We start from the raw sequence: 20,541 nt of genomic DNA on the forward strand, positions 1-20,541 counted from the left end.
CTCACGCGGCGCACGCCGGCCGGCGCGCGTGCCAGTCGGTGGCGTGCTGGAAGCGGTGTGCGGCGTGCAGCAGGCGGGATTCGGCGAAATAATCGCCGATCAGCTGCAGGCCCACCGGCAGGCCGTCGGCGCCGAAGCCCACCGGGTGCGACAGTCCGGGCAGGCCGGCGAGGTTCACCGCGATGGTGTAGATGTCGGACAGGTACATCTGCACCGGGTCGTCGGCCTTCTCGCCGAGCGTCCAGGCCGTGGTCGGCGTGGTCGGTCCGGCGATCAGGTCGCAGTGTTGCAGCGCGGCCTGGAAGTCCTGCGCGATCAGGCGGCGCAGGCGCTGCGCCTGCAGGTAGTAGGCATCGTAGTAGCCGTGCGAGAGCACGTAGGTGCCGACCAGCATGCGGCGCTTGACTTCGGCGCCGAAGCCCTCGGCGCGGCTCTTCGCGTACATGTCGGCGAGGTCGCCGTAGTCGGCGGCGCGGTGACCGTAGCGCACGCCATCGAAGCGACTGAGGTTGCTCGAGCATTCCGCCGGCGCGATCACGTAGTAGGCCGGGATCGCCAGCTTCGCGTTGGGCAGCGAGACCTCGACCGTGGTGGCGCCGAGCACGCGGTACTGCTCGACCGCCGCCTCGACCGCGGCGCGCACGTCGTCGGACATGCCCTCGGCGAAGAACTCGCGCGGCAGGCCGATGCGCAGGCCTTCGAGCGGGCGGGCGCAAGCGGGGCCGGCGAGCGCGGCGGCGTAGTCCTCGGTCGGGCGCTCCAGGCTGGTGGAGTCGCGCGCGTCGAAGCCGGTCATCGCCCCGAGCAGCAGCGCGCAGTCCTCGGCGCTGGCGCCGAAGGCGCCGCCCTGGTCGAGCGAGGAGGCGTAGGCGATCATGCCGTAGCGGCTCACCAGGCCGTAGGTGGGCTTGATGCCGGTGATGCCGCAGTAGGCTGCGGGCTGGCGCACCGAGCCGCCGGTGTCGGTGCCGGTGGCGATCGGCGCCAGGCGCGCCGCCACTGCGGCGGCCGAGCCGCCGGACGAGCCGCCGGGGATGCGCCCGAGGTTCCACGGGTTCTTCACCGCGCCGAAGTACGAGCTCTCGTTCGACGAGCCCATGGCGAACTCGTCCATGTTGGCCTTGCCCAGGCTTACCGCGCCGGCGGCCTCGAGCAGGCTCACCACGTGGGCGTCGTAGGGGCTGACGAAGTTGGCCAGCATCTTCGAGCCGCAGGTGGTGAGCACGCCCTCGGTGCAGAACACGTCCTTGTGCGCGAGCGGGATGCCGGTGAGCGGCCCGGCGCTGCCGGCAGCGATGCGCGCGTCGGCAGCGCGCGCGGCGGCGAGCGCGCCCTCGCGGTCGACGGTGATGAAGGCGTTGAGCGCGGGGTTGAGCGCGTCGATGCGGTCGAGGAACAGGCCCGCGAGTTCGACGGCGGAGATCTGCCGGGCGTCGAGCGCGCGGCGCAGTTCCGGGAGGGAAGCGTTGATCATTTTACGGTCGGGCAGGTTGGCGCAGCGGCGCGCTCCGGGCGGACGGGCGCGGGCGCAGCGACGGGAACGGTGGCCGCGGAGCGGATCATTCGATGACTTTCGGCACCAGGTAGAGGCCGGCCTCGGTTTGCGGCGCGACCTTCTGGAAGGCGTCGCGGCGGTCGGTCTCGGTGACGACGTCGGGACGCAGGCGGGTGGGAAACTCCTGCGGGTGGCTCATCGGCTCCACGCCGGTGGTGTCGACCGCCTGCATCTGCTCGATGAGGCCGAAGATTCCGTCGAGCTTGGCGCGCGTGGCTTCGAGTTCCGTGTCGGAAAGCGCGATGCGCGCGAGGCGGGCGATGTGCCCGACCTGGTCATTGGAGAGCGACATGGCGTAACAAAACCTGCTGAATCCACAAAGGTTTGTAGGTTATCATAATCGTCTTTGCCCCGCCCGGGGCTACACCGCTTCGCGGTAGCGGGCGGGGTTTTCGTGTTGCAGCGCGCCCAGGGCGCCGACTGCGCGCGGCTCGACCACTCCACCGGTTTCGGAAGGCTTCATGTTCGGTTTCCTGCGCTCCTATTTCTCCAACGATCTCGCGATCGACCTCGGCACGGCCAATACCCTGATCTACGTGCGCGGCAAGGGCATCGTGCTGGACGAACCCTCGGTGGTGGCGATCCGTACCGAGGGGGGGCCCAACGCCAAGCGCTCCATCCAGGCGGTCGGCCACCAGGCCAAGCAGATGCTCGGCAAGACGCCGGGCAACATCACCGCCATCCGGCCGATGAAGGACGGCGTGATCGCCGACTTCGTCGTTACCGAACAGATGATCAAGCAGTTCATCAAGAAGGTGCACGACTCCCGCCTGCTTTCGCCGTCCCCGCGCATCATCATCTGCGTGCCTTGCGGCTCGACCCAGGTCGAGCGCCGCGCGATCCGCGATGCGGCCCTGGCGGCCGGCGCCTCGCAGGTCTTCCTCATCGAAGAACCCATGGCCGCGGCGATCGGCGCCGGCCTGCCGGTGTCGGACGCGACCGGCTCGATGGTGGTCGACATCGGCGGCGGCACCACCGAAGTCGGTGTCATCTCGCTCGGCGGCATCGTGTACTCCGGCAGCATCCGTGTCGGCGGCGACAAGTTCGACGAGTCCATCGTCAATTACATCCGCCGCAACTACGGCATGCTGATCGGCGAAACCACCGCCGAGAAGATCAAGAAGCAGATCGGTTCCGCCTTCCCCGGTTCCGAGGTGCGCGAAATGGAGGTCAAGGGCCGCAACCTGGCCGAGGGCATCCCGCGCAGCTTCACGATCTCGTCCAACGAGATCCTCGAGGCGCTCACCGAGCCGCTCAACCAGATCGTCTCCGCGGTCAAGATCGGCCTCGAGCAGACGCCGCCCGAGCTCGGCGCCGACATCGCCGAGCGCGGCATGATGCTCACCGGCGGTGGCGCCCTGGTGCGCGATCTCGACCGCCTGCTGATGGAAGAGACCGGCCTGCCGGTGGTCGTGGCCGAGGAACCGCTGACCTGCGTCGCGCGCGGCTGCGGCATGGCGCTCGACAAGATGGACAAGCTCGCCTCCATCTTCACGTCCGAGTGACGCTCTCCGGCCCCGGTGCGCGCGCCGGGGCGCGTTTCTCCTCTCCACCCGACGGCCCTGGTTCGTAGCGGATGTCTCTCGTCGGCCATCAGCCCCCTCCCATCTTCCGGCGCGGCCCGGCACCCTTGGCGCGCCTGTTCGTGTTCGTCGCGCTGTGCCTCGTGCTGCTCGTGGCCGACCTGCGCTTCCGCTATCTCGAGGTGCTGCGCAACGCGCTGTCCGTGGTCACCTACCCGCTGCAGATGGCGGCGTCGACGCCGGCCGACGTGGTGCGCAACGCCTCGCGCTATTTCGGCACCCTGGTCGATGTGCAGCTCGAGAACGCAGAGTTGCGCCGCCACCAGCTCGGCGCCGGCGAACGCCTGCTGCGCTTCGAGCAGCTCGAGCAGGAGAACCTGCATCTGCGCGAGCTGCTGCAGATGTCGCAGCGCGTGCAGACGAAGAGCATCGCCGCCGACATCCTCTACAACGCGCCCGACCCCTTCGCGCGCAAGGTGATCCTCGACCGCGGCACCCAGCAGGGTGTCGAGGCCGGTCTCGCGGTGCTCGACGCCAACGGCGTGATCGGCCAGGTCACCCGCGTCCATCCGGTCCAGTCCGAAGTCACCCTGCTCACCGACCGCAACCAGTCGATTCCGGTCAGCGTGGTGCGCAACGGCGTGCGCGGCGTGCTCTACGGCGTCGGCCGCGGCATGCTGGAGATGCGCCACGTACTCGCCGAGGTCGATATCCAGCCCGGCGACCGCCTCGTCACCTCGGGCCTCGACGGCATCTTCGTGCCCGGCCTGCCGGTGGCGACGGTGACCCGGGTCGATCGCGACCAGGACGCCTTCGCGCGCATCGAATGCGAGCCGCTGGCGGCGATCGAGCGCAGCGTGCAGGTGCTGGTGATCGGGCGCGCCGCGTATCCGCCGCCTCCACCGCCGCCCGAACCCGCGGGAGGGCGCTGAACCATGCACCCCACCAACCGTTCCAGCCGCATCCTGCAGCCGGTCAAGCTGTGGTTCGTCTACCTGAGCCTGTTCGTCGCGCTCGGCCTGGAGTACATCCCCACCGGACGCACGCCCGGCCTGCCCGACTGGGTAGCGCTGGCGTTGGCCTTCTGGTGCGTGCGCGAGCCGCTCGCGATCGGCATGGGCGCGGGTTTCGCCTTCGGCCTGCTGATGGACGTCGGCCTCGGCGCGGCGATGGGGCAGCACGCGCTCGCCTATGTCGTGCTGGCTTATCTGGCCAACGCGCTCGCCCGCCGCGTGCTGTGGTTCCCCGCCTGGCAGCAGGCGCTGCACGTGTTGCCCCTGCTGCTGCTGGCGCAGGCGATCATGGCGCTGGTGCGCCTGGTGGCGGGGGCGGAGTTCCCCGGGTGGGCGTATTTCCTGTCGAGCTTCGGCAGCGCGCTGCTGTGGACGCCGCTGTCCTTCCTGCTGCTGCTGCCGCAGTACCAGCCGGACGAGCGCGATGACAATCGCCCGATCTGAGGCGGGCGGGCGATGACCGAGTTTCGTGCGCCCGCGGTCGAACTGGCCCGCTTCCGGCTTCGCGTCGTGGTGGCGGCGGTGTTCGTGCTCGTCTGTTTCGGTCTGCTCGCGGCGCGCTTCCACCACCTGCAGGTCAAGCGCCACGACTACTTCCTCACCCGCGCCGAGGACAACCGCATCGCGTTGCTGCCGGTGGTGCCGCACCGCGGCACCATCGTCGATCGCAAGGGCGTGGTGCTGGCGCGCAACTACGCCACCTACACGCTCGAGATCACCCCCTCGCAGGTGCGCGACCTCGACGCCACGCTCGACGAGCTCGCCAGCCTGCTGCCGATCGACGGACGCGACCGCCGCCGTTTCCGCAAGCTCTACGAGGAGAGCCGCAACTTCGAGAGCGTGCCGCTGCGCAGCCGGCTCACCGACGAGGAGGTCGCACGCGTGGTCTCGCAGCGCTACCGCCTGCCCGGCGTCGACGTGAAGGCCCGCCTGCTGCGCGACTACCCGCAGGGAACTACCGCATCGCATGTGATCGGCTACATCGGCCGCATCACCGAGCGCGACGTCGAGCGCATCGAGGAGGCCGGCAACGCGGCCAACTACCGCGGCAGCCAGCACATGGGCAAGGCCGGCCTGGAGCAGTCCTACGAGCACGAGTTGCACGGCACCACCGGCTTCGAGCAGGTCGAGGTCAACGCCGGCGGGCGCGCGGTGCGCGCGCTGTCGCACACTCCGGCGACGTCGGGCAACGATCTCGAGCTGACCCTCGACATCGAACTGCAGAAGGTGGCCGAGAAGGCCTTCGGTGATCGCCGCGGCGCCCTGGTGGCGATCGAGCCCTCGACCGGCGGCGTGCTCGCGCTGGCGTCGATGCCGACCTACGACCCCAACCTCTTCGTCGACGGCATCTCGACCCAGGACTGGAAGGCGCTCAACGATTCGCCCGACCACCCGATGCTGCACCGCGCGATCTATTCCACCTATCCGCCCGGCTCCACCTTCAAACCCTTCATGGCGCTCGCCGGCCTCGAGACCGGCAAGCGCACCGCGCGGCAGGCGATCCACGACGTCGGCTACTTCAACTCCGGCGGCCACCGTTTCATGGACGACAAGATCGGCGGCCACGGCATGGTGGACCTGCACAAGTCGATCGTGGTGTCGTGCAACACCTATTACTACCAGCTCGCCAACGACCTCGGCATCGAGGGCATCGCCGGCTTCATGGCCCCCTTCGGCTTCGGCGAGCGCACCGGCATCGACCTGCCCGGGGAGGCCACCGGCGTGCTGCCCTCGCCGGAGTGGAAGCGCAAGCGCTTCAAGAAGGCCGAGCAGCAGCGCTGGTTCGGCGGCGAGACGATCTCGGTGGGCATCGGCCAGGGCTACAACGCCTACACGCCGCTGCAACTCGCCAACGCGCTCGCCGCGCTGGTCAGCCGGGGCCGTCTGTACCGCCCGCATGTGGTCAAGTACGTGGTCGATTCGCGCACCGGCGAGCGGCGTGCGGTCGAACCGGAGCCCCTGCGCCAGATTCCGCTGCGGGATGCGCACCTGAGGGCGGTGCTCGACGCGATGGTCGACGTCAACCGCACGGGCACCGGCAAGCGCGCGTTCAAGGGGGCGCCTTACACGGTCGGCGGCAAGACCGGCACCGCCCAGGTGTTCTCGCTGCGCGGCCAGCGCTACGTCGAGGGCCGCGTGCGCGAGCGCCTGCGCGACCACTCCTGGTTCGTCGCTTACGCCCCGGCCGAGAATCCGAAGATCGCGCTCGCGGTGCTGGTCGAGAACGGCGGCTTCGGCGCCCAGTCGGCGGCGCCGATCGCGCGCCAGGTGATCGACTACTACCTGCTCGACCAGCGTGCCGGCGCGCCGGCCGCCGAGGACGAGGAGGGCGCCGAGAGCGAGGAGGGCGCGGAGGGCGGCGGCGAGGCGTCGCCGGCGACGCCGGCGGTGGAGTCCGCGACGCCGGCGGAGGAGCCGACCGCGCCCCCGCAGCCGCGCCCGGTGCCGCAGCCCGCGGCGGTGCCCGCGCCGCAGCCCGGCGTGGCGAGGAGCACACGATGAACGACAACCGCTTCAACCCGCTCGCGCTCGTCCTCGGCTTCCTGCGCCCGCTCGACCCCCTGCTGCTGCTGCTGCTCGCCGTCCTGCTCGGCTACGCCCACGTGCTGATGCAGAGCGCCTCGCCGGAGCGCCTGGATTCGCAGATCACCCATATCGGCATCGCGCTCGCCGGCATGTGGCTGCTGGCCTGGCTCAAGCCGCAGCGCCTGCTGTCGATGGCGGTACCGCTCTACCTGCTCGGCGTGGTGCTGCTGCTGGCGGTGGAGCTGTTCGGAGAGATCTCCAAGGGTGCGCAGCGCTGGCTCGATCTCGGCGTGGCGCGCATCCAGCCCTCGGAATTGATGAAGATCGCGATGCCGCTGATGCTGGCCTGGTTCTTCCAGATGCGCGAGGGCCAGACCCGCCTCGTCGACTTCATCCTCGCCGGCGTGCTTCTGCTCGTGCCGGTGGGGCTGATCCTGATCCAGCCCGACCTCGGCACCAGCCTGCTTGTGGCCGCATCCGGCATCTACGTGATCTACTTCGCCGGGCTGTCGTGGAAGCTGCTGATCCCGATCGTGGTCGCGGGCGTGATCGGGCTGGGCTCGATCGTCGCCTTCGGCGACACCCTGTGTCAGCCCGATGTGGACTGGCAGGTGCTGCGCGAATACCAGAAGCAGCGCGTGTGCACCCTGCTCGACCCCACGCGCGATCCGCTCGGACGAGGCTTCCACATCATCCAGTCCACGATCGCGATCGGCTCCGGCGGGCTCACCGGGAAGGGCTGGATGGACGGCACCCAGACTCATCTCGCCTTCCTGCCCGAGCGCCACACCGACTTCATCTTCGCCGTGCTCGCCGAGGAGTTCGGCCTCGTCGGCGCCGTGCTGCTGCTGGTCATCTACGTGCTGCTGCTGCTGCGCGGCTTCCACATCGCCGCGAATGCGCCCACCCACGCTTCGCGCCTGCTCGGCGGGGCGATCACGATGATCTTCTTCACCTATGCCTTCGTGAACATGGGCATGGTGAGCGGCATCCTGCCGGTGGTGGGGGTGCCGCTGCCTTTCATCAGCTATGGCGGAACCGCGCTCGTCACGCTCTGTCTGGGGATCGGCATCCTCATGAGCATCCAGCGCAGCCGCTTCGCGGAAAAGACCTGAGAGAACCCCGACCGACCATGACGCCAGTTCCTCCCGTGCTTCCCGCAGCCTTCGCAGCCCGCCCGCAGGCAGCGCGGGCGCCGCGTGCCCTGGTGGCGGCGGGCCTCGCCTGCATCGTGGCGCTGCTCTCGGCCTGCGGCTCCGCGCCCAAGCGCGAAGGACCGGTCGCCGAGGTGCCGGCGCAGGCTGGAAAACCCGGACGCAGCCCGGTGCGCGGTGGCGGCTACTACAAGGACGACGGCCCGGGCGACGACATCCCCGACAACCTCGACGCGATCCCCGACGCGGAGCCGCGCGACGAGCCCCTGCATCGCTTCGCCAACCGCCCCTACCACGTCATGGGGCAGAGCTTCGTGCCCGCCACCGAGCTGCGCCCCTTCCGCCAGCGCGGCCACGGCAGCTGGTACGGCCGCCGCTTCCACGGCAACCCGACCTCGAGTGGCGAACCCTACGACATGTACGCGATGACGGCCGCGCATCCGACCCTGCCGATCCCGAGCTACGCGCGCGTGACCAACCTCGCCAACGGCCGTTCGGTGGTGGTGCGGGTGAACGATCGCGGCCCCTTCCTGCGCGGCCGGGTGATCGACCTGTCCTATGCCGCGGCGCACAAGCTGGGCTATGTCAACGGCGGCAGCGCCGAGGTCGAGGTCGAGCAGATCCTGCCCGGCGAGGCGCCGCTCGTCGCCATGGCGCGCCCGGTGCCGCCGCTGCCGGCGCGCGCCAACGAGGGCCTCATGCCGGGGTCGGGGCCGGCGACCGGGATGAAGGCACTCGCCCCCTTGCCGGTGGCGCAGGCTCCGCTGCCCGCGCCGGTCGCGAGCCCCGCGCGGGCAGCCGGCAGCGCGATCGCCCTCGCCCCGCCCGAGTGCGAGGAAGGCCCCGTCTGCGGTGCCGCGGGCGGCTTCGCGCCGCCGGTCGCGTCGGCGAGCGCGGGCATCTTCCTGCAGCTCGGCGCCTTCTCCTCGTTCGCCAACGCCGAAGGCTTCCGCGACACGGTGCGCAGCCAGGCCTCGGATCTGGCCGAGCGTTTCGAATTGTTCGCCGATGGCGAACGTTTCCGCCTCCACGCCGGTCCCTACGACACGGTCGAGGCGGCGCGCGATGCGGCCGAGCGCATGGGCAACGTGCTCAAGCTCAAGCCCTTCGTGGTGGTGCGCTGACCGTCGCGCACCGCGCCCGGGTTGCAACAAAGGCTTTCCATTTTTTGCCCGTCCATGCGCGGCGCCTATAATCCGCCGTTCCCATTCCCGCTTCTCCAGGTTTTCCCGATGCGTTTCCTCATTGCCGTACTCGTCTCGCTGTTCTCGCTGTCCGCGCTCGCGCAGACGGTGCCGCCCCCCGCGCTGGCCGCCAAGGCCTGGGCGCTGGTCGACCATGCCACCGGGCAGACGCTCGCCGAGAAGGACGCCGACGCCCGCATCGAGCCGGCCTCGCTGACCAAGCTGATGACGGCCTACATCACCTTCTCCAAGCTCAAGGAAGGCTCGCTCAAGCCCGACCAGGTGGTGCCGGTCTCCACCAAGGCCTGGCGCATGGAAGGCTCGCGCATGTTCATCGAGCCCAACAAGCCGGTCAGTGTGGATGAGCTCATCCGCGGCGTGATCGTGCAGTCGGGCAACGACGCCTGCGTGGCGCTCGCCGAGACCATCGCCGGCAGCGAGGAAGCCTTCGCCGCGCTGATGAACCGCGAGGCGCAGCGCCTGGGCATGACCAACACCCACTTCACCAATTCCACCGGCCTGCCCGATCCGCAGCTGTACACCAGCGCGCGCGACCTCGCCGTGCTGGCGAGCGCGATCGTCCGCGACTTCCCCGAGTACTACGGCCTGTATTCGCTCAAGGAATTCACCTACAACGGCATCAAGCAGCCCAACCGCAACCGCCTGCTGTACATGGACCCCTCCGTCGACGGCATGAAGACCGGCCACACCAGCAGCGCCGGCTACTGCCTCGTGTCCACCGCCCGTCGCGGCGAGCGCCGCCTGGTCTCGGTGGTGCTGGGTGCGGCCTCGGACTCCGTGCGCGCGCAGGAGTCGCTCAAGCTGCTCAACTTCGGCTACCAGTTCTACGAGACGGTCAAGCTCTACTCCGCCGACGAGGCGCTGTCGAAGTTCCGTGTCTGGAAGGGCAAGCTCAACGAGCTGCCGGTCGGGTTCACGAAGGACTTCGCGCTCACCGTGCCCAAGGAGGCGGCAAACAAGATCCAGGTCAGCCTGGAGAGCCGCCAGCCCCTGGTGGCGCCGCTGCAGCGCGGCCAGGAGGTCGGCACCCTGACGGTCGCGGTCGACGGCAAGCCGCTCGGCCAGTACCCGGTGGTGGCGCTGCAGGACGTCGAGGTGGCGGGCTTCTTCGGCCGCCTGTGGGATGCGATCGTGATGTTCTTCAAGAGCTTGTGATGCGCGCTCCGGACCGCGAATCCACGAATACGGTGATCCGCCATGGCTGACCAGCAGGACGCGCAGACGCGCCAGAGCCTGATCGAATATCCCTGCGACTTTCCCATCAAGGTGATGGGCGCGCGGGTGGACGGCTTCGCCCAGGCGGTGATCGACGTGGTGCTGCGCCACGCGCCCGACTTCGAGCCCGCCGGCGCCGAGATGCGGCCGTCGAGCAAGGGCAATTACCTCGCGGTGACCTGCACCTTCCGTGCGCTGTCGCAGGTGCAGGTCGATGCCATGTATCGCGAGCTGACTGCCCACCCGATGGTCAAGGTGGTGCTGTGATCGTCAAGCGCCTCGGCCTGGTGGAGTACGCGCCGGCGCTCGAGGCCATGCGTGTGTTCACCGCCGCGCGCGGCGCCGACACGCCCGACGAGCTCTGGCTGCTGCAGCACCCGCCGGTGTACACCCTCGGCCAGGCCGGCAAGCCCGAGCACCTGCTGCAGAACCCGGCCAACATCCCGCTGGTGCGCATCGACCGCGGCGGCCAGATCACTTACCACGGCCCCGGCCAGCTCGTGGCTTACCTGCTGCTGGACCTGCCGCGGCGCAGGCTCAAGGTGCGCGAGCTGGTGCATCTGATGGAGCAGGCGATCATCGACACCCTGGCGGATTACGGTATCGAGGCCGAGCGCAAGGACGGCGCGCCGGGCGTCTACGTCGCCGGCGACAAGATCGCCGCGCTCGGTCTGCGCGTGCGCAGCGGCTGCAGCTACCACGGACTGGCGATCAACGTGGATGCCGACCTCGCGCCCTTCGGCTGGATCAACCCCTGCGGCTACGAGGGTCTGAAGACGATCCGCATGAAGGACTTCGGTGTCGACGCCGGCGTGGACGCGGTCGGCGAAGTGCTGCTCGGCCACCTGCAGCGCCTGCTGCCGCCCCCATCGTCGGACATTGGGGAAACCGATAATGCGGATCCGGCAGCCCCCGGCGCCGCAGCGGCGCGCGCCGGGCCATAATCGCGCCGACGGATCCGTCCGAGATCAGCCCTTCCCACCCGGAAACCCACAGAGAACAGCGACCATGGAAACCCCTGCGCGCAAGCAGCGCGGCGCCGACAAGACCGCCCGCATCCCGATCAAGATCGTCCCTGCCGAACGCCTCAAGAAGCCCGAGTGGATCCGCATCAAGCTCGGCGCCGGCATGGAAGCCGAGCGCTTCAACGAGATCAAGGCCACGCTGCGCGACCACAAGCTGCACACCGTGTGCGAGGAAGCCTCCTGCCCGAACATCCACGAATGCTTCGGCAAGGGCACGGCCACCTTCATGATCATGGGCGACATCTGCACCCGGCGCTGCCCGTTCTGCGACGTCGGCCACGGCCGTCCCGAGCCGCTCAACCCCGACGAGCCGAGGGATCTCGCCAAGACCATCGCCGCGATGCGGCTGAACTACGTGGTGATCACGTCGGTGGACCGCGACGACCTGCGTGACGGCGGCGCCCAGCACTTCGTCGACTGCATCCGCGAGACCCGCGCCGCCTCGCCGAGTACCCGCATCGAGGTGCTGGTGCCGGACTTCCGCGGCCGCATGGAGATCGCGCTCGACATCTTCGACGCCGCCCCGCCCGACGTCATGAACCACAACCTCGAGACCGTGCCGCGCCTGTACAAGCAGGCCCGCCCGGGTTCGGACTATGCGTATTCGCTCGAGCTGCTCAAGCAGTTCAAGGCCCGCCATCCGGACGTGGCGACCAAGTCCGGCCTGATGGTGGGCCTGGGCGAGACCGACGAGGAGATCCTCGAGGTCATGCGCGACCTGCGCGCGCACGACGTCGAGATGCTCACCATCGGCCAGTACCTGCAGCCCTCAGGCGGCCACCTGCCGGTGCTGCGCTACGTGCATCCCGACACCTTCAAGATGTTCGAGACCGAGGCGCTGAAGATGGGCTTCAAGAACGCCGCCTGCGGCCCGATGGTGCGCTCGAGCTACTGGGCCGACCAGCAGGCGCACGGGGCCGGGGTGGTCTGAGAAGACTCCCGCGGCTGGCCGGGCGACGGCTTCGCGCTGACGCAGGTCGGACCGGGGCGCCAACCCCCGCGGGTGGCGTGGCCCCGGGGTTTTCGCTGGCTCGGGGCGTCGCGGCTTCGCTCCGCCCCGGGGCTCGCTGCGCCGGGGCTTTCGCGGCTCCGGTCCGGCCTTGGGGCCGGGGTGGCGCTCGCCGCCTGCACTCGCGGCCCCTCGCTTCGCTCGGGGCTGCCCTCGGCGGCGGACGCCGCGGGGGCGGCGACGCAAACTCGTCGCTGCGCGCCTCGGACATGCGTCGCCTTGTTTCCCCCGCGACGCCCTCCGCCTCGGCGCTCCTGAAGTTGGCGAGCGCCACCCCGGCCCCAAGGCCTCGCGCCTGCGCGCATCAGGGCGCCGAAAAACCTCGCCGATCAGAAGTCATCACGCTTCCGAAGCCGCGCCGTAGGAGCGACGCAAGTCGCGATCGCTGCCTGCGGACGACGGCCGCGCGCGTTCCCGGCGCCGCCGTCGCCGTGGATTCCCGCGTCGATCCGTCCCGACCTGCGAGAACCCCGCCTACGGACAGCCCTTGCACCCGTCCGTCTGCGCGTTGAGGAAGACCGCCTGATCCAGGTTCGCACCGGTGAGGTCCGCGTTGCTGAGCTGGGCGCGGGTGAAGTTCGCCCCCTGCAGGTTGGCGCCGACAAAGGACGCGCCCGCGAGCTTGGCGGCGCGCAGGTTGCTGCGGGTGAGCTCGGCGCCATCGAAGCGGCTGCGCTCGGCGCGGGCGTTGGTCAGGTCGGCGCCGCCGAGCTGGGCGGCGGTGAGATCGGCGTCGTGCAGGTCGGCGTTCTGCAGGATGGCGTTGCGCAGGTCGGCTTCCTTGAAGCTGGCGCCGGTCAGGCGTGCGCCACGCAGGTTGGCGCGCAGCATCGAGGCCTTGTCCAGCGTCGCGCCTGCCATCTCGGCCTGGGAGAAGTTGGCTTCGTTCAAGGTGGCGCCGCGCAGGTTGGCGCCGGACAGATCCGAGCGGGTGAACTGCGAGTTGGCCAGATTCACCCCTTCGAGGTTTGCCCCGTTGAGGTTGAGGTTGGTGCACAGCGTGCCGCGGCGGATGTCGCAGCCGCCGATGTTGCCGGCGCGCTGGGCGTGGGCGGGCGGGAGCAGGGCGAGCAGCAGGCTGGCCGCGAGGGTGGCGTGCAGTGTGGCGCGGATCGTGGGCATGGGGTGCGTGGGCTTCCCGGTCAGGCGGGTTCGGCGAGAAGCTGTTCGAGCAGGCCGTGCAGCTTGTCGAAGTCGGGTTCGCCGAGGATCTTCTGCACGATCCTGCCGTGCTTGTCGAGGACGTAGCTGGTCGGGGTCAGGCGCACGCCCTCGAAGCCACGCGCGATGCTGCCGTCGCGGTCGAGCACGAAGGTGAAGGGCAGGGCGCTGCGCTCGACGAAGGCGGCGACCTGGGCGGGCGGGTCGTAGTCCATCGCCACCGCCACGGTGCGGTAGCCGCGCGCCTCGAACTTCTCCTGCGTCGCCTTCAGCGCCGGCATCTCCTTGATGCAGGTGGTGCAGGTCGTGGCCCAGAAGTTCACCAGCACTACCTTGCCGCGCAGGTCGGCAGTGCGGAAGCTCTGCCCCTGCAGCGTGGAGAAGGCCACGTCGGGGGCGGCGGGCTTCTGGGTGAACACGAAGAAGCCGGCGACTGCGAGGACGAGGACCGCGACGGCGGCGGCGATCTTGAGCTTCATGGCGGGGTCCGGAACGGTTGAACTGCGCGGCGGCAGGCGCTTTACGGGCGATTTTGAGCGAGCGCCCGGGGCTTGTCACCTTCGACCGGTCGGACAGGCGCTGCCTGCAAAGGTGCCCGTCTTGCTAGACTTCAAGCATCGGGGACGCGCGACCGGCGTCCCTGCACCCGTTTTCCGACATTCGATCCGAGGCAAGACCGCAATGACCAGCCCCCCCGTGTTTACCTGGAGTGACCGATTCCTGCTCGGGCATCGCACGATCGACGACACCCATCGCGAGTTCGTGGACTGTGTGGATGCGCTGCTGCGCGCGAGCGACGCGGAGATCCCCGCCGCGCTCGAGGCCTTCGCCCGCCACGCCGAGGCGCACTTCGCGCAGGAGGACGCCTGGCTCTCCGCGGCCGATTTCCCCACCGGTGGCGACTGCCACATCGACGAGCACGCCAAGGTGATGGCGTCGGTGCGCGAGGTGCAGGAGCTCGTCGCCAAGGGCGAGGTGGAGATCGCGCGCGAGCTCGCGCAGGCGCTGATGGACTGGTTCCCCGGCCACGCCGACTACATGGACTCGGCACTCGCCACCTGGCTGGTGAAGAAGTCCCACGATGGGCGTCCGCTGGTGCTGCGGCGCAAGGAAAACCTGTGAGCGCCTCGCCAGGCGGGCGCAGGCGACCTTGGGCGAGCGCCCGGTGGCCGCGCATCCGGCGCCGTCCGGCCGGCACTCGCCGGGCCGCACGCCCGATCGGCTAGAATCGATCCCCACGCCGCCCGGCCGGGCGGCTTTGCTTTTCTGCGATCCAGCTCACGATGTCCGCCCTCCTCAACGCGCCCCAGCGCGAAGCGATCCGCTATCTCGACGGCCCCTGCCTGGTGCTGGCCGGCGCCGGCAGCGGCAAGACGCGGGTGATCACGCACAAGATCGCGCACCTGATCAACGAGTGCGGCATCGGCGCGGCCAACATCGCCGCGATCACCTTCACCAACAAGGCCGCCAAGGAGATGCAGGAGCGCGTCGCCCACATCATGGGCGGGCGCGTGCCGGGCGGGCTCACCGTGTGCACCTTCCACGCGCTCGGCGTGCGCATCATCCGCCAGGAGGCCAAGCACTGCGGGCTGAAGCCGCAGTTCTCCATCCTCGACGCCTCCGACACCGTGCAGATCGTCTCGGACGTCGCCGGCGACAGCGACAAGGGCATCGCCAAGCAGATGCAGTGGCAGATCTCGTCGTGGAAGAACGCGATGATCACGCCCGAGGAGGCCGCGCAGCTCGCCGACAACGAGATCGCCTCGGTCGCCGCCAGGCTCTACAAGGAATACGAGCGCACCCTGCGCGCCTACCAGGCAGTGGATTTCGACGACCTCATCTCGCTGCCGGTGCGCCTGTTCGACGAGCACCCCGAGGTGCGCGAGCGCTGGCAGAACAAGCTGCGCTACCTGCTGGTGGACGAGTACCAGGACACCAACCGCGCCCAGTACCGGCTGCTCAAGCTGCTGTCGGGCGTGCGCGGCGCCTTCACCGCGGTGGGCGACGACGACCAGGCGATCTACGCCTGGCGCGGCGCCGACGTCGAGAACCTGAAGCTGCTGCAGCAGGACTACCCCAAGCTGAAGGTGATCAAGCTCGAGCAGAACTACCGCTCCTCACGCCGCATCCTCGAAGCCGCCAACACCGTCATCGCCAACAACGCGAAGCTCTTCGACAAGCGCCTGTGGTCCGAGCACGGCCAGGGCGAGCAGATCGTCGTCACCAACTGCCGCGACGCCGAGCACGAGGCCGAGTGGGTGGCGACCAAGATCACCGCGCACAAGTTCGAGCACCGCACCCGCTTCAAGGACTACGCCATCCTCTACCGCGGCAACCACCAGGCCCGCCTCATCGAGCAGCAGCTGCGCAACCACCGCATCCCCTACGTGATGTCGGGCGGGCAGAGCTTCTTCGACAAGGCCGAGATCCGCGACCTCATCGCCTGGCTGCGCCTGCTGGTCAACGAGGACGACGACCTCGCCTTCATCCGCGCCATCACCACGCCGCGCCGCGGCATCGGCGCCGCCACCATCGAGGCGCTCGGCGCCTACGCCGGGCATCGCCACACCAGCCTGTTCACCGCGGTGTTCGAGGAAGGCCTCACCCAGCACCTCAACGCCAAGCAGCTGCAGGGCGTGCAGGAGTTCGCCGCCTACATCAACCGTCTGCAGTACCGCGCCCCGCGCGAGCCCGCCGCGCAGCTGCTGGAAGACCTGCTCGGCGCGATCCGCTACGAGGCCTGGCTGTTCGAGCACTGCGACACGCGCGAGGCCGAGTCGAAGTGGAGCAACGTGCGCGATTTCGTCGGCTGGCTTGGCCGCAAGGGCGAGGAGGACGGCAAGAACCTGCTCGAGCTCACCCAGACCATCGCGCTGATGTCCATGCTCGACAAGGAAGACCCCGACTTCGACGGCGTGCAGATGGCCACCCTGCACGCATCCAAGGGCCTGGAGTTTCCGCATGTGTTCCTGGTCGGCGTCGAGGAGGGCCTGCTGCCGCACCAGAGCAGCATCGACGAGGACAAGGTCGAGGAAGAGCGCCGCCTGATGTACGTCGGCATCACCCGCGCGCAACGCAGCCTCAACCTGACCTGGTGCGAGCGGCGCAAGTCGGGCAAGGAGTTCCGCACCTGCGAGCCGAGCCGCTTCATCGCCGAGATGGGCGGCGACATCAAGATGAACGACCGCAAGACCGCACAGCCGGTGACGAAGGAAGAAGGCAAGGCGCGGCTGGCGAACCTGATGGCGATGTTCGAGAACCGCGACAAGGCTTGAGCGGCCGCTCGCTTGTGGGGCCCCGACAGGAAAGGGCGCGATAGGGGTCTGCTGCAGGCCGGGGCCCCAGGCGCAAAAAAGGCAGCCGCGGAGGCTGCCTTTCCTGACCTGGCCGACGGCTGCGACGCAGCCCGCGGATTACTTCTCGACCGGCGGCTCGGTATAGCCGGCGCCGGCGAGGTTCGCGAGGTAGGCCACGGCGCGTTTCACCTCGGTGTCGGTGAGGTCGCTGCCGCCACCGCGCGGGGGCATGGCGTTCTTGCCGGCGATCGCCGAGGCGGTCAGGCCGTCGTGGCCGAGCGCCAGGCGGGGTCCCCAGGCCGCGGCGTCGCCGGTCTTCGGCGCACCCACCGCGCCGGCGTCGTGGCAGGCGGCGCAGATCGACTTGTAGATCTGCTCGCCGGTGCGGGTTCCCGGCGTGATGGTCACGGCCTGGATCTCGACACGGGCGACCGGCTGGATCAGCGTGGCGCGGAGTTCTTCATCGACCTTGCCCGAGTCGCCACAGCCGGCCAGCAGCGCGGCTGCGACCAGGGCGACGGGCATTGCGAGGCGGGCGGGCCGCAGGGGGCGTGGGTTCGACATGCTTTGATCCTCGGACGGTGGCGCAAGACAGGGTCTAAAGCGGGGATTATAGCGGGCTAAAAACCATTGTGGCAGCGCGCCATGGACTTTGCCGCCGAAGCGGGCTATGCTTCCGCGCCTTGTCCGGGCGCTTCGTCCGGACACCACGCGCCCGTAGCTCAGCTGGATAGAGTACTGCCCTCCGAAGGCAGGGGTCGGACGTTCGAATCGTCTCGGGCGCGCCATATTTTTCAATGGGTTAGGTCTTCGCGGACCTAGCCCATTGTTCTTTGTGCCCACCCTGTGCCCATTTTGTGCCCGCGTCGTGCCCGACGTTTTTGGCACAAGACGTACTAAGTCACCACTTCGACCTTTGCCCGCCGTGCCTCACGCGGTGTTCGTTGCGTCGGGGATGTACTCGAACAACTCGCCAACCGTGCATTCGAACAATGCACACAAGCGATCAATGGTTTCGAGATCAACCCGATTTGCCGTCTCGTTGTAGAGCAGGGTGATTGTGTTACGGTGCAAGCCCGTTTCACGGGCTACATCGGCGATCTTCAGTTTGTGCTCGCCCATCAGGCGTGAGAGGTGGCAGCGCACCATTGTCGTCCCCTAGGACTAAATGTCGTTCAGAATGACAAAAAAGCCTTGACAAGGGCGTTTTGCGTCTTAGAATGTCATTCAGGGTGGCAAAAAGATCTTCTCGAAGACTTTCTGTCGTTCTGCATGATTCTAACGAGTGGAGAAAGCCATGTCACTGACTTACCTGACCACCGACGAACTGGCCGGAAGGATCAAATACGACCCGCGTACGATTCGCGAGCGCCTTAAAGACAGCGTCCTGTTGGAGGGAACGCACTACATCCGCCCCTTTGGCGGACGAAAGATCCTCTACATCTGGGAGCACATCGAGCGCGACATGGGCTGCACCTCCGAGCAGTCGTTTGCGATCCCAATGGCCAACGGAGGCGTCTGCCATGGCTAGCATCCGTGCCAGAAAGGATAACGGAATGCTCTTCATCGACTTCCGGTACCAGGACAAGCGTTACCGCGAACAGACCGCGCTCGGCGACACCGCAGCCAACCGCAAGCGCTTGCAGAAGGTGCTTGACCGCATCGAGGCCGACATCGCCGCCGGCACCTTCGACTACCGCCGCTTCTTCCCAGGCAGCAAGAACGCCGCGAAGTTCGATCCAGCCCCTGGGGGGATGGTCGGGCCGGTCAGCGCTGCTGCGGTTGCGTTGCCGTCGGCGGCAGCCAGCGTCGCGAGCACTCCGCTCTTCAAGGACTTCGCAGAGACCTGGTACGGCGAGAAAGAGGTGGAGTGGCGGCGTTCGTACAAGACCACGCTGCGCGCGACCCTCGATCGCGCCCTCATCCCGAGGTTCGGGGAGAAGGAGGTCGGCCAGATCTCCAAGGCGGACGTCCTTGCCTATCGCGCCGAGCTCGGGAAAGCGACCGCGAAAGGCAAGCAAACCAAACTGTCTGCGGCAAGGATCAACAAGATGCTGAACCCGCTCAGGCAAGTCCTCAATGAAGCGGCCGACCGGTTTGATTTTCGCACGCCCTTCGACAGCGTGAAACAGCTCAAGACGAAGCGCACCGACGTCGATCCCTTCACCCTCGCCGAGGTCAAGCAGATCCTCGACACCGTGCGGCCCGACTTCAGGAACTACTTCACCGTGCGCTTCTTCACCGGCCTGCGCACCGGCGAGGTCGACGGACTGCAGTGGAAGTACGTCGACTTCGACAACCGCCTCATCCTGGTTCGCGAGACCATCGTCGGCGGTGAAGAGGAATACACCAAGACGGACGGCAGCCAGCGCGACATCCAGATGAGTCAGCTCGTCTTCGATGCGCTGCAGGCGCAGTTCAAGGCCACCGGCAAGCTCGGCAAGTTCGTGTTCTGCAATCGGCTGGGGACGCCGCTGGACCACAAGAACGTCACCAACCGGGTGTGGTACCCGCTGCTGCGGCACCTCAACCTCAAGCAGCGCCGGCCGTATCAGTGCCGCCACACCGCCGCCACGCTGTGGCTCGCCAGCGGCGAGGCGCCCGAGTGGATCGCCCGTCAGCTCGGGCACACCACCACCGAGATGCTGTTCCGGGTGTATTCGCGCTACGTGCCCAACCTCACGCGGCGGGATGGCTCGGCCTTCGAGCGCCTCATCACGCAGACCCTGGGCACCCAGCTCCTGCCGGTGAAGACCGCCCCTGCGGAGGAGGCGGAGCAGGAGGCCGAGCTGCTGGCAGAGAACGCCGCTCAAGGAGGAGACCATGAGTGAATACCGCCTGCCCATCCCCACGGCCGCCCCGGACAACGTAGTGGCCAAGCTCCCGCCCGTGTTTCGCGTGCAGTCGATCAGCCGCCTGCCACTGGATAACCATTGCGTCCTGAACCGCGCTGGGCTGTTTCATGAGCGGGCCAGCCTGATGGTCGAGTGGCCCTCGCGCAAGGTCGATGTCCGGCTGGGTGCGGGTTGCCTGGTGTCGATTCGCTGGCTCGGTCGGCCTGTGAGCCTCGGCGGTGCGGTGCGCATCAGCCGCCTGGTCGTGCTCGGGCGCCCCGAGGCCAGCCTCGATCTCTTCCAGACGATCCCGACGGTCTGGGTGAAAGAGCGCACGCTCGTCCGTCGTGCCAGCGCGCTGTGGCAGCGCCTGCCGGTGCACTTCCAGCACCTGTTCAACGCCATTTTCTGGGACAGCCGACGGCTGCATCGCTACCTGGTGGGCGCCAGCTCCTTGAAGGGCCATCACAGCTGCGTGCACGGCAATCTGTGGCATACCCTGGAGGTTGCCGAGCAGGCGCTCAGGATGGCCCAGGGCCAGCCCCTCGCCTGCCCCGAGGTGCTCCTGATGGCCGCCCTGCTGCACGACGCGGGCAAGGCGGACGAGTACCGTCTCGGCTACAGCGGTCTCGAGCTGACGACCCGCGGCAAGCTCGTCGGCCATCGCAACACCATCATCGAGTGGATCGCCGCCGCCATCGCCCACGCGCGCATCGCTCTCCCCGAGTCCCACTACCTCGGCCTGATCCACGCGCTGACGAGCGCCCGTGGGGCGCCGGATTGGCTCGGTCTGCGCGAGCCCTGCACGCTCGACGCGGTCCTGCTCTCTGCGGCGGACCGGCTCTCGGGGCAGATCGAGTTGATGGCGCGGCACTCGCCGGCGGAGGCCGGGTTCGGGCGGTTTCATCCGCATCTGCGCGGGCGCCCCTACGTGGTTGGGGCGGCTTTCTGAAGGGGGAGTCCGGGAAGGACTCCGCTGCGCGGACCTACATGAAGCAGGCAAGTCAGAGGGGCCTTTCCGCGAT

General features: G+C 68.5%; 21 protein-coding genes and 1 tRNA gene. 16 read left to right on the plus strand and 6 right to left on the minus strand.

What is annotated here, in order from left to right; genetic code table 11:
* Position 1: 1 nt before the first annotated feature.
* A complete protein-coding gene (gene gatA / locus PO78_RS03080) occupies positions 2-1,474 on the minus strand; it encodes an Asp-tRNA(Asn)/Glu-tRNA(Gln) amidotransferase subunit GatA (protein ID WP_043741948.1) in 1,473 nt (490 codons plus the stop codon).
* An 85-nt stretch (positions 1,475-1,559) separates the two neighbouring features.
* A complete protein-coding gene (gatC, locus tag PO78_RS03085) occupies positions 1,560-1,847 on the minus strand; it encodes an Asp-tRNA(Asn)/Glu-tRNA(Gln) amidotransferase subunit GatC (RefSeq protein WP_004301676.1) in 288 nt (95 codons plus the stop codon).
* A 169-nt stretch (positions 1,848-2,016) separates the two neighbouring features.
* Between gatC and PO78_RS03090 the strand changes: the two genes are divergently transcribed.
* The 10 genes from PO78_RS03090 (at position 2,017) to lipA (ending at position 12,147) form a co-directional block, all read left to right on the plus strand.
* Positions 2,017-3,060 carry a rod shape-determining protein gene (locus PO78_RS03090; protein WP_004301678.1) on the plus strand — a complete coding sequence of 348 codons (1,044 nt, stop codon included), beginning with the start codon at positions 2,017-2,019 and terminating at the stop codon, positions 3,058-3,060.
* A gap of 71 nt (positions 3,061-3,131) precedes the next feature.
* Positions 3,132-4,010 (plus strand): rod shape-determining protein MreC, encoded by an 879-nt coding sequence (gene mreC / locus PO78_RS03095; protein WP_012584308.1) that lies wholly within the window; start codon positions 3,132-3,134, stop codon positions 4,008-4,010.
* A 3-nt stretch (positions 4,011-4,013) separates the two neighbouring features.
* The gene (mreD, locus tag PO78_RS03100) at positions 4,014-4,535 is read left to right on the plus strand and encodes a rod shape-determining protein MreD (RefSeq protein WP_004301680.1); all 522 of its coding nucleotides are present in this window, start codon (positions 4,014-4,016) and stop codon (positions 4,533-4,535) included.
* A gap of 12 nt (positions 4,536-4,547) precedes the next feature.
* Complete coding sequence (gene mrdA / locus PO78_RS03105) at positions 4,548-6,593, plus strand: penicillin-binding protein 2 (RefSeq protein ID WP_012584309.1); 2,046 nt, start codon at positions 4,548-4,550, stop codon at positions 6,591-6,593.
* Positions 6,590-7,732: a rod shape-determining protein RodA gene (gene rodA, locus PO78_RS03110; RefSeq protein ID WP_004328740.1), complete on the plus strand. Its 1,143-nt coding sequence runs from the start codon at positions 6,590-6,592 to the stop codon at positions 7,730-7,732. The genes mrdA and rodA overlap by 4 nt, the downstream gene beginning before the upstream one ends.
* 17 nt (positions 7,733-7,749) lie before the next feature.
* Complete coding sequence (locus PO78_RS03115) at positions 7,750-8,895, plus strand: septal ring lytic transglycosylase RlpA family protein (protein WP_043741951.1); 1,146 nt, start codon at positions 7,750-7,752, stop codon at positions 8,893-8,895.
* 108 nt (positions 8,896-9,003) lie between these two features.
* The gene (locus PO78_RS03120) at positions 9,004-10,131 is read left to right on the plus strand and encodes a D-alanyl-D-alanine carboxypeptidase family protein (RefSeq protein WP_004322953.1); all 1,128 of its coding nucleotides are present in this window, start codon (positions 9,004-9,006) and stop codon (positions 10,129-10,131) included.
* 42 nt (positions 10,132-10,173) lie between these two features.
* A complete protein-coding gene (locus tag PO78_RS03125; protein ID WP_004322951.1) occupies positions 10,174-10,458 on the plus strand; it encodes a YbeD family protein in 285 nt (94 codons plus the stop codon).
* Entirely contained in the window at positions 10,455-11,135 is a 681-nt protein-coding gene (gene lipB, locus PO78_RS03130) for a lipoyl(octanoyl) transferase LipB (RefSeq protein WP_004322949.1), read from the plus strand. The genes PO78_RS03125 and lipB overlap by 4 nt, the downstream gene beginning before the upstream one ends.
* Before the next feature lie 64 nt (positions 11,136-11,199).
* A complete protein-coding gene (lipA, locus tag PO78_RS03135) occupies positions 11,200-12,147 on the plus strand; it encodes a lipoyl synthase (RefSeq protein WP_043741953.1) in 948 nt (315 codons plus the stop codon).
* A 552-nt stretch (positions 12,148-12,699) separates the two neighbouring features.
* Here the strand turns inward: lipA and PO78_RS03140 are convergent.
* Together PO78_RS03140 and PO78_RS03145 are read right to left on the minus strand one after the other, a co-directional pair.
* On the minus strand, positions 12,700-13,347 hold the full coding sequence (locus PO78_RS03140; protein ID WP_043741955.1) for a pentapeptide repeat-containing protein: 648 nt from the start codon (positions 13,345-13,347) through the stop codon (positions 12,700-12,702).
* 20 nt (positions 13,348-13,367) lie between these two features.
* Entirely contained in the window at positions 13,368-13,865 is a 498-nt protein-coding gene (locus PO78_RS03145; RefSeq protein WP_043741957.1) for a TlpA family protein disulfide reductase, read from the minus strand.
* Between the two features lie 202 nt (positions 13,866-14,067).
* On the opposite strand from PO78_RS03145, the gene PO78_RS03150 reads away from it, so the two are divergent.
* Both PO78_RS03150 and PO78_RS03155 read left to right on the plus strand, forming a co-directional pair.
* A complete protein-coding gene (locus PO78_RS03150) occupies positions 14,068-14,508 on the plus strand; it encodes a bacteriohemerythrin (protein WP_043741958.1) in 441 nt (146 codons plus the stop codon).
* Between the two features lie 161 nt (positions 14,509-14,669).
* The gene (locus tag PO78_RS03155; protein ID WP_043741961.1) at positions 14,670-16,661 is read left to right on the plus strand and encodes a UvrD-helicase domain-containing protein; all 1,992 of its coding nucleotides are present in this window, start codon (positions 14,670-14,672) and stop codon (positions 16,659-16,661) included.
* A 138-nt stretch (positions 16,662-16,799) separates the two neighbouring features.
* Here PO78_RS03155 and PO78_RS03160 read toward each other — a convergent pair whose 3' ends face one another.
* Complete coding sequence (locus tag PO78_RS03160; RefSeq protein WP_004303635.1) at positions 16,800-17,246, minus strand: c-type cytochrome; 447 nt, start codon at positions 17,244-17,246, stop codon at positions 16,800-16,802.
* Between the two features lie 147 nt (positions 17,247-17,393).
* Between PO78_RS03160 and PO78_RS03165 the strand changes: the two genes are divergently transcribed.
* A tRNA-Arg gene (locus PO78_RS03165) sits at positions 17,394-17,470 on the plus strand.
* A 142-nt stretch (positions 17,471-17,612) separates the two neighbouring features.
* Here the strand turns inward: PO78_RS03165 and PO78_RS03170 are convergent.
* Positions 17,613-17,831, minus strand: a complete 219-nt coding sequence (locus tag PO78_RS03170; protein WP_004357365.1) for a helix-turn-helix domain-containing protein — start codon at positions 17,829-17,831, stop codon at positions 17,613-17,615.
* 148 nt (positions 17,832-17,979) lie between these two features.
* On the opposite strand from PO78_RS03170, the gene PO78_RS03175 reads away from it, so the two are divergent.
* The 3 genes from PO78_RS03175 to PO78_RS03185 are packed head-to-tail and all read left to right on the plus strand — an operon-like array spanning position 17,980 to position 20,468.
* Entirely contained in the window at positions 17,980-18,213 is a 234-nt protein-coding gene (locus PO78_RS03175) for a hypothetical protein (RefSeq protein WP_004357363.1), read from the plus strand.
* A 25-nt stretch (positions 18,214-18,238) separates the two neighbouring features.
* A complete protein-coding gene (locus PO78_RS03180; protein ID WP_004357361.1) occupies positions 18,239-19,513 on the plus strand; it encodes an Arm DNA-binding domain-containing protein in 1,275 nt (424 codons plus the stop codon).
* Positions 19,506-20,468, plus strand: coding sequence for an HD domain-containing protein (locus PO78_RS03185; protein WP_043741966.1), 963 nt, complete (start codon positions 19,506-19,508; stop codon positions 20,466-20,468). The genes PO78_RS03180 and PO78_RS03185 overlap by 8 nt, the downstream gene beginning before the upstream one ends.
* Positions 20,469-20,541 lie beyond the last annotated feature (73 nt).

This window comes from Thauera sp. SWB20 (assembly GCF_000831325.1).
In the GTDB taxonomy this organism is placed as follows: Bacteria; Pseudomonadota; Gammaproteobacteria; order Burkholderiales; family Rhodocyclaceae; genus Thauera; species Thauera aminoaromatica.

What these genes read in the sequence shown, in the direction of transcription:
- PO78_RS03170 (WP_004357365.1), bottom strand. Translation starts at nt 17,831, where the DNA reads ATGGTGCGCTGCCACCTCTCACGCCTGATGGGCGAGCACAAACTGAAG.
- rodA (WP_004328740.1), top strand. Translation starts at nt 6,590, where the DNA reads ATGAACGACAACCGCTTCAACCCGCTCGCGCTCGTCCTCGGCTTCCTG.
- PO78_RS03115 (WP_043741951.1), top strand. Translation starts at nt 7,750, where the DNA reads ATGACGCCAGTTCCTCCCGTGCTTCCCGCAGCCTTCGCAGCCCGCCCG.
- PO78_RS03120 (WP_004322953.1), top strand. Translation starts at nt 9,004, where the DNA reads ATGCGTTTCCTCATTGCCGTACTCGTCTCGCTGTTCTCGCTGTCCGCG.
- PO78_RS03160 (WP_004303635.1), bottom strand. Translation starts at nt 17,246, where the DNA reads ATGTCGAACCCACGCCCCCTGCGGCCCGCCCGCCTCGCAATGCCCGTC.
- gatA (WP_043741948.1), bottom strand. Translation starts at nt 1,474, where the DNA reads ATGATCAACGCTTCCCTCCCGGAACTGCGCCGCGCGCTCGACGCCCGG.
- mreC (WP_012584308.1), top strand. Translation starts at nt 3,132, where the DNA reads ATGTCTCTCGTCGGCCATCAGCCCCCTCCCATCTTCCGGCGCGGCCCG.
- PO78_RS03090 (WP_004301678.1), top strand. Translation starts at nt 2,017, where the DNA reads ATGTTCGGTTTCCTGCGCTCCTATTTCTCCAACGATCTCGCGATCGAC.
- mreD (WP_004301680.1), top strand. Translation starts at nt 4,014, where the DNA reads ATGCACCCCACCAACCGTTCCAGCCGCATCCTGCAGCCGGTCAAGCTG.
- PO78_RS03140 (WP_043741955.1), bottom strand. Translation starts at nt 13,347, where the DNA reads ATGCCCACGATCCGCGCCACACTGCACGCCACCCTCGCGGCCAGCCTG.
- PO78_RS03155 (WP_043741961.1), top strand. Translation starts at nt 14,670, where the DNA reads ATGTCCGCCCTCCTCAACGCGCCCCAGCGCGAAGCGATCCGCTATCTC.
- mrdA (WP_012584309.1), top strand. Translation starts at nt 4,548, where the DNA reads ATGACCGAGTTTCGTGCGCCCGCGGTCGAACTGGCCCGCTTCCGGCTT.
- PO78_RS03150 (WP_043741958.1), top strand. Translation starts at nt 14,068, where the DNA reads ATGACCAGCCCCCCCGTGTTTACCTGGAGTGACCGATTCCTGCTCGGG.
- lipA (WP_043741953.1), top strand. Translation starts at nt 11,200, where the DNA reads ATGGAAACCCCTGCGCGCAAGCAGCGCGGCGCCGACAAGACCGCCCGC.
- PO78_RS03145 (WP_043741957.1), bottom strand. Translation starts at nt 13,865, where the DNA reads ATGAAGCTCAAGATCGCCGCCGCCGTCGCGGTCCTCGTCCTCGCAGTC.
- gatC (WP_004301676.1), bottom strand. Translation starts at nt 1,847, where the DNA reads ATGTCGCTCTCCAATGACCAGGTCGGGCACATCGCCCGCCTCGCGCGC.
- PO78_RS03175 (WP_004357363.1), top strand. Translation starts at nt 17,980, where the DNA reads ATGTCACTGACTTACCTGACCACCGACGAACTGGCCGGAAGGATCAAA.
- PO78_RS03180 (WP_004357361.1), top strand. Translation starts at nt 18,239, where the DNA reads ATGCTCTTCATCGACTTCCGGTACCAGGACAAGCGTTACCGCGAACAG.
- PO78_RS03185 (WP_043741966.1), top strand. Translation starts at nt 19,506, where the DNA reads ATGAGTGAATACCGCCTGCCCATCCCCACGGCCGCCCCGGACAACGTA.
- PO78_RS03125 (WP_004322951.1), top strand. Translation starts at nt 10,174, where the DNA reads ATGGCTGACCAGCAGGACGCGCAGACGCGCCAGAGCCTGATCGAATAT.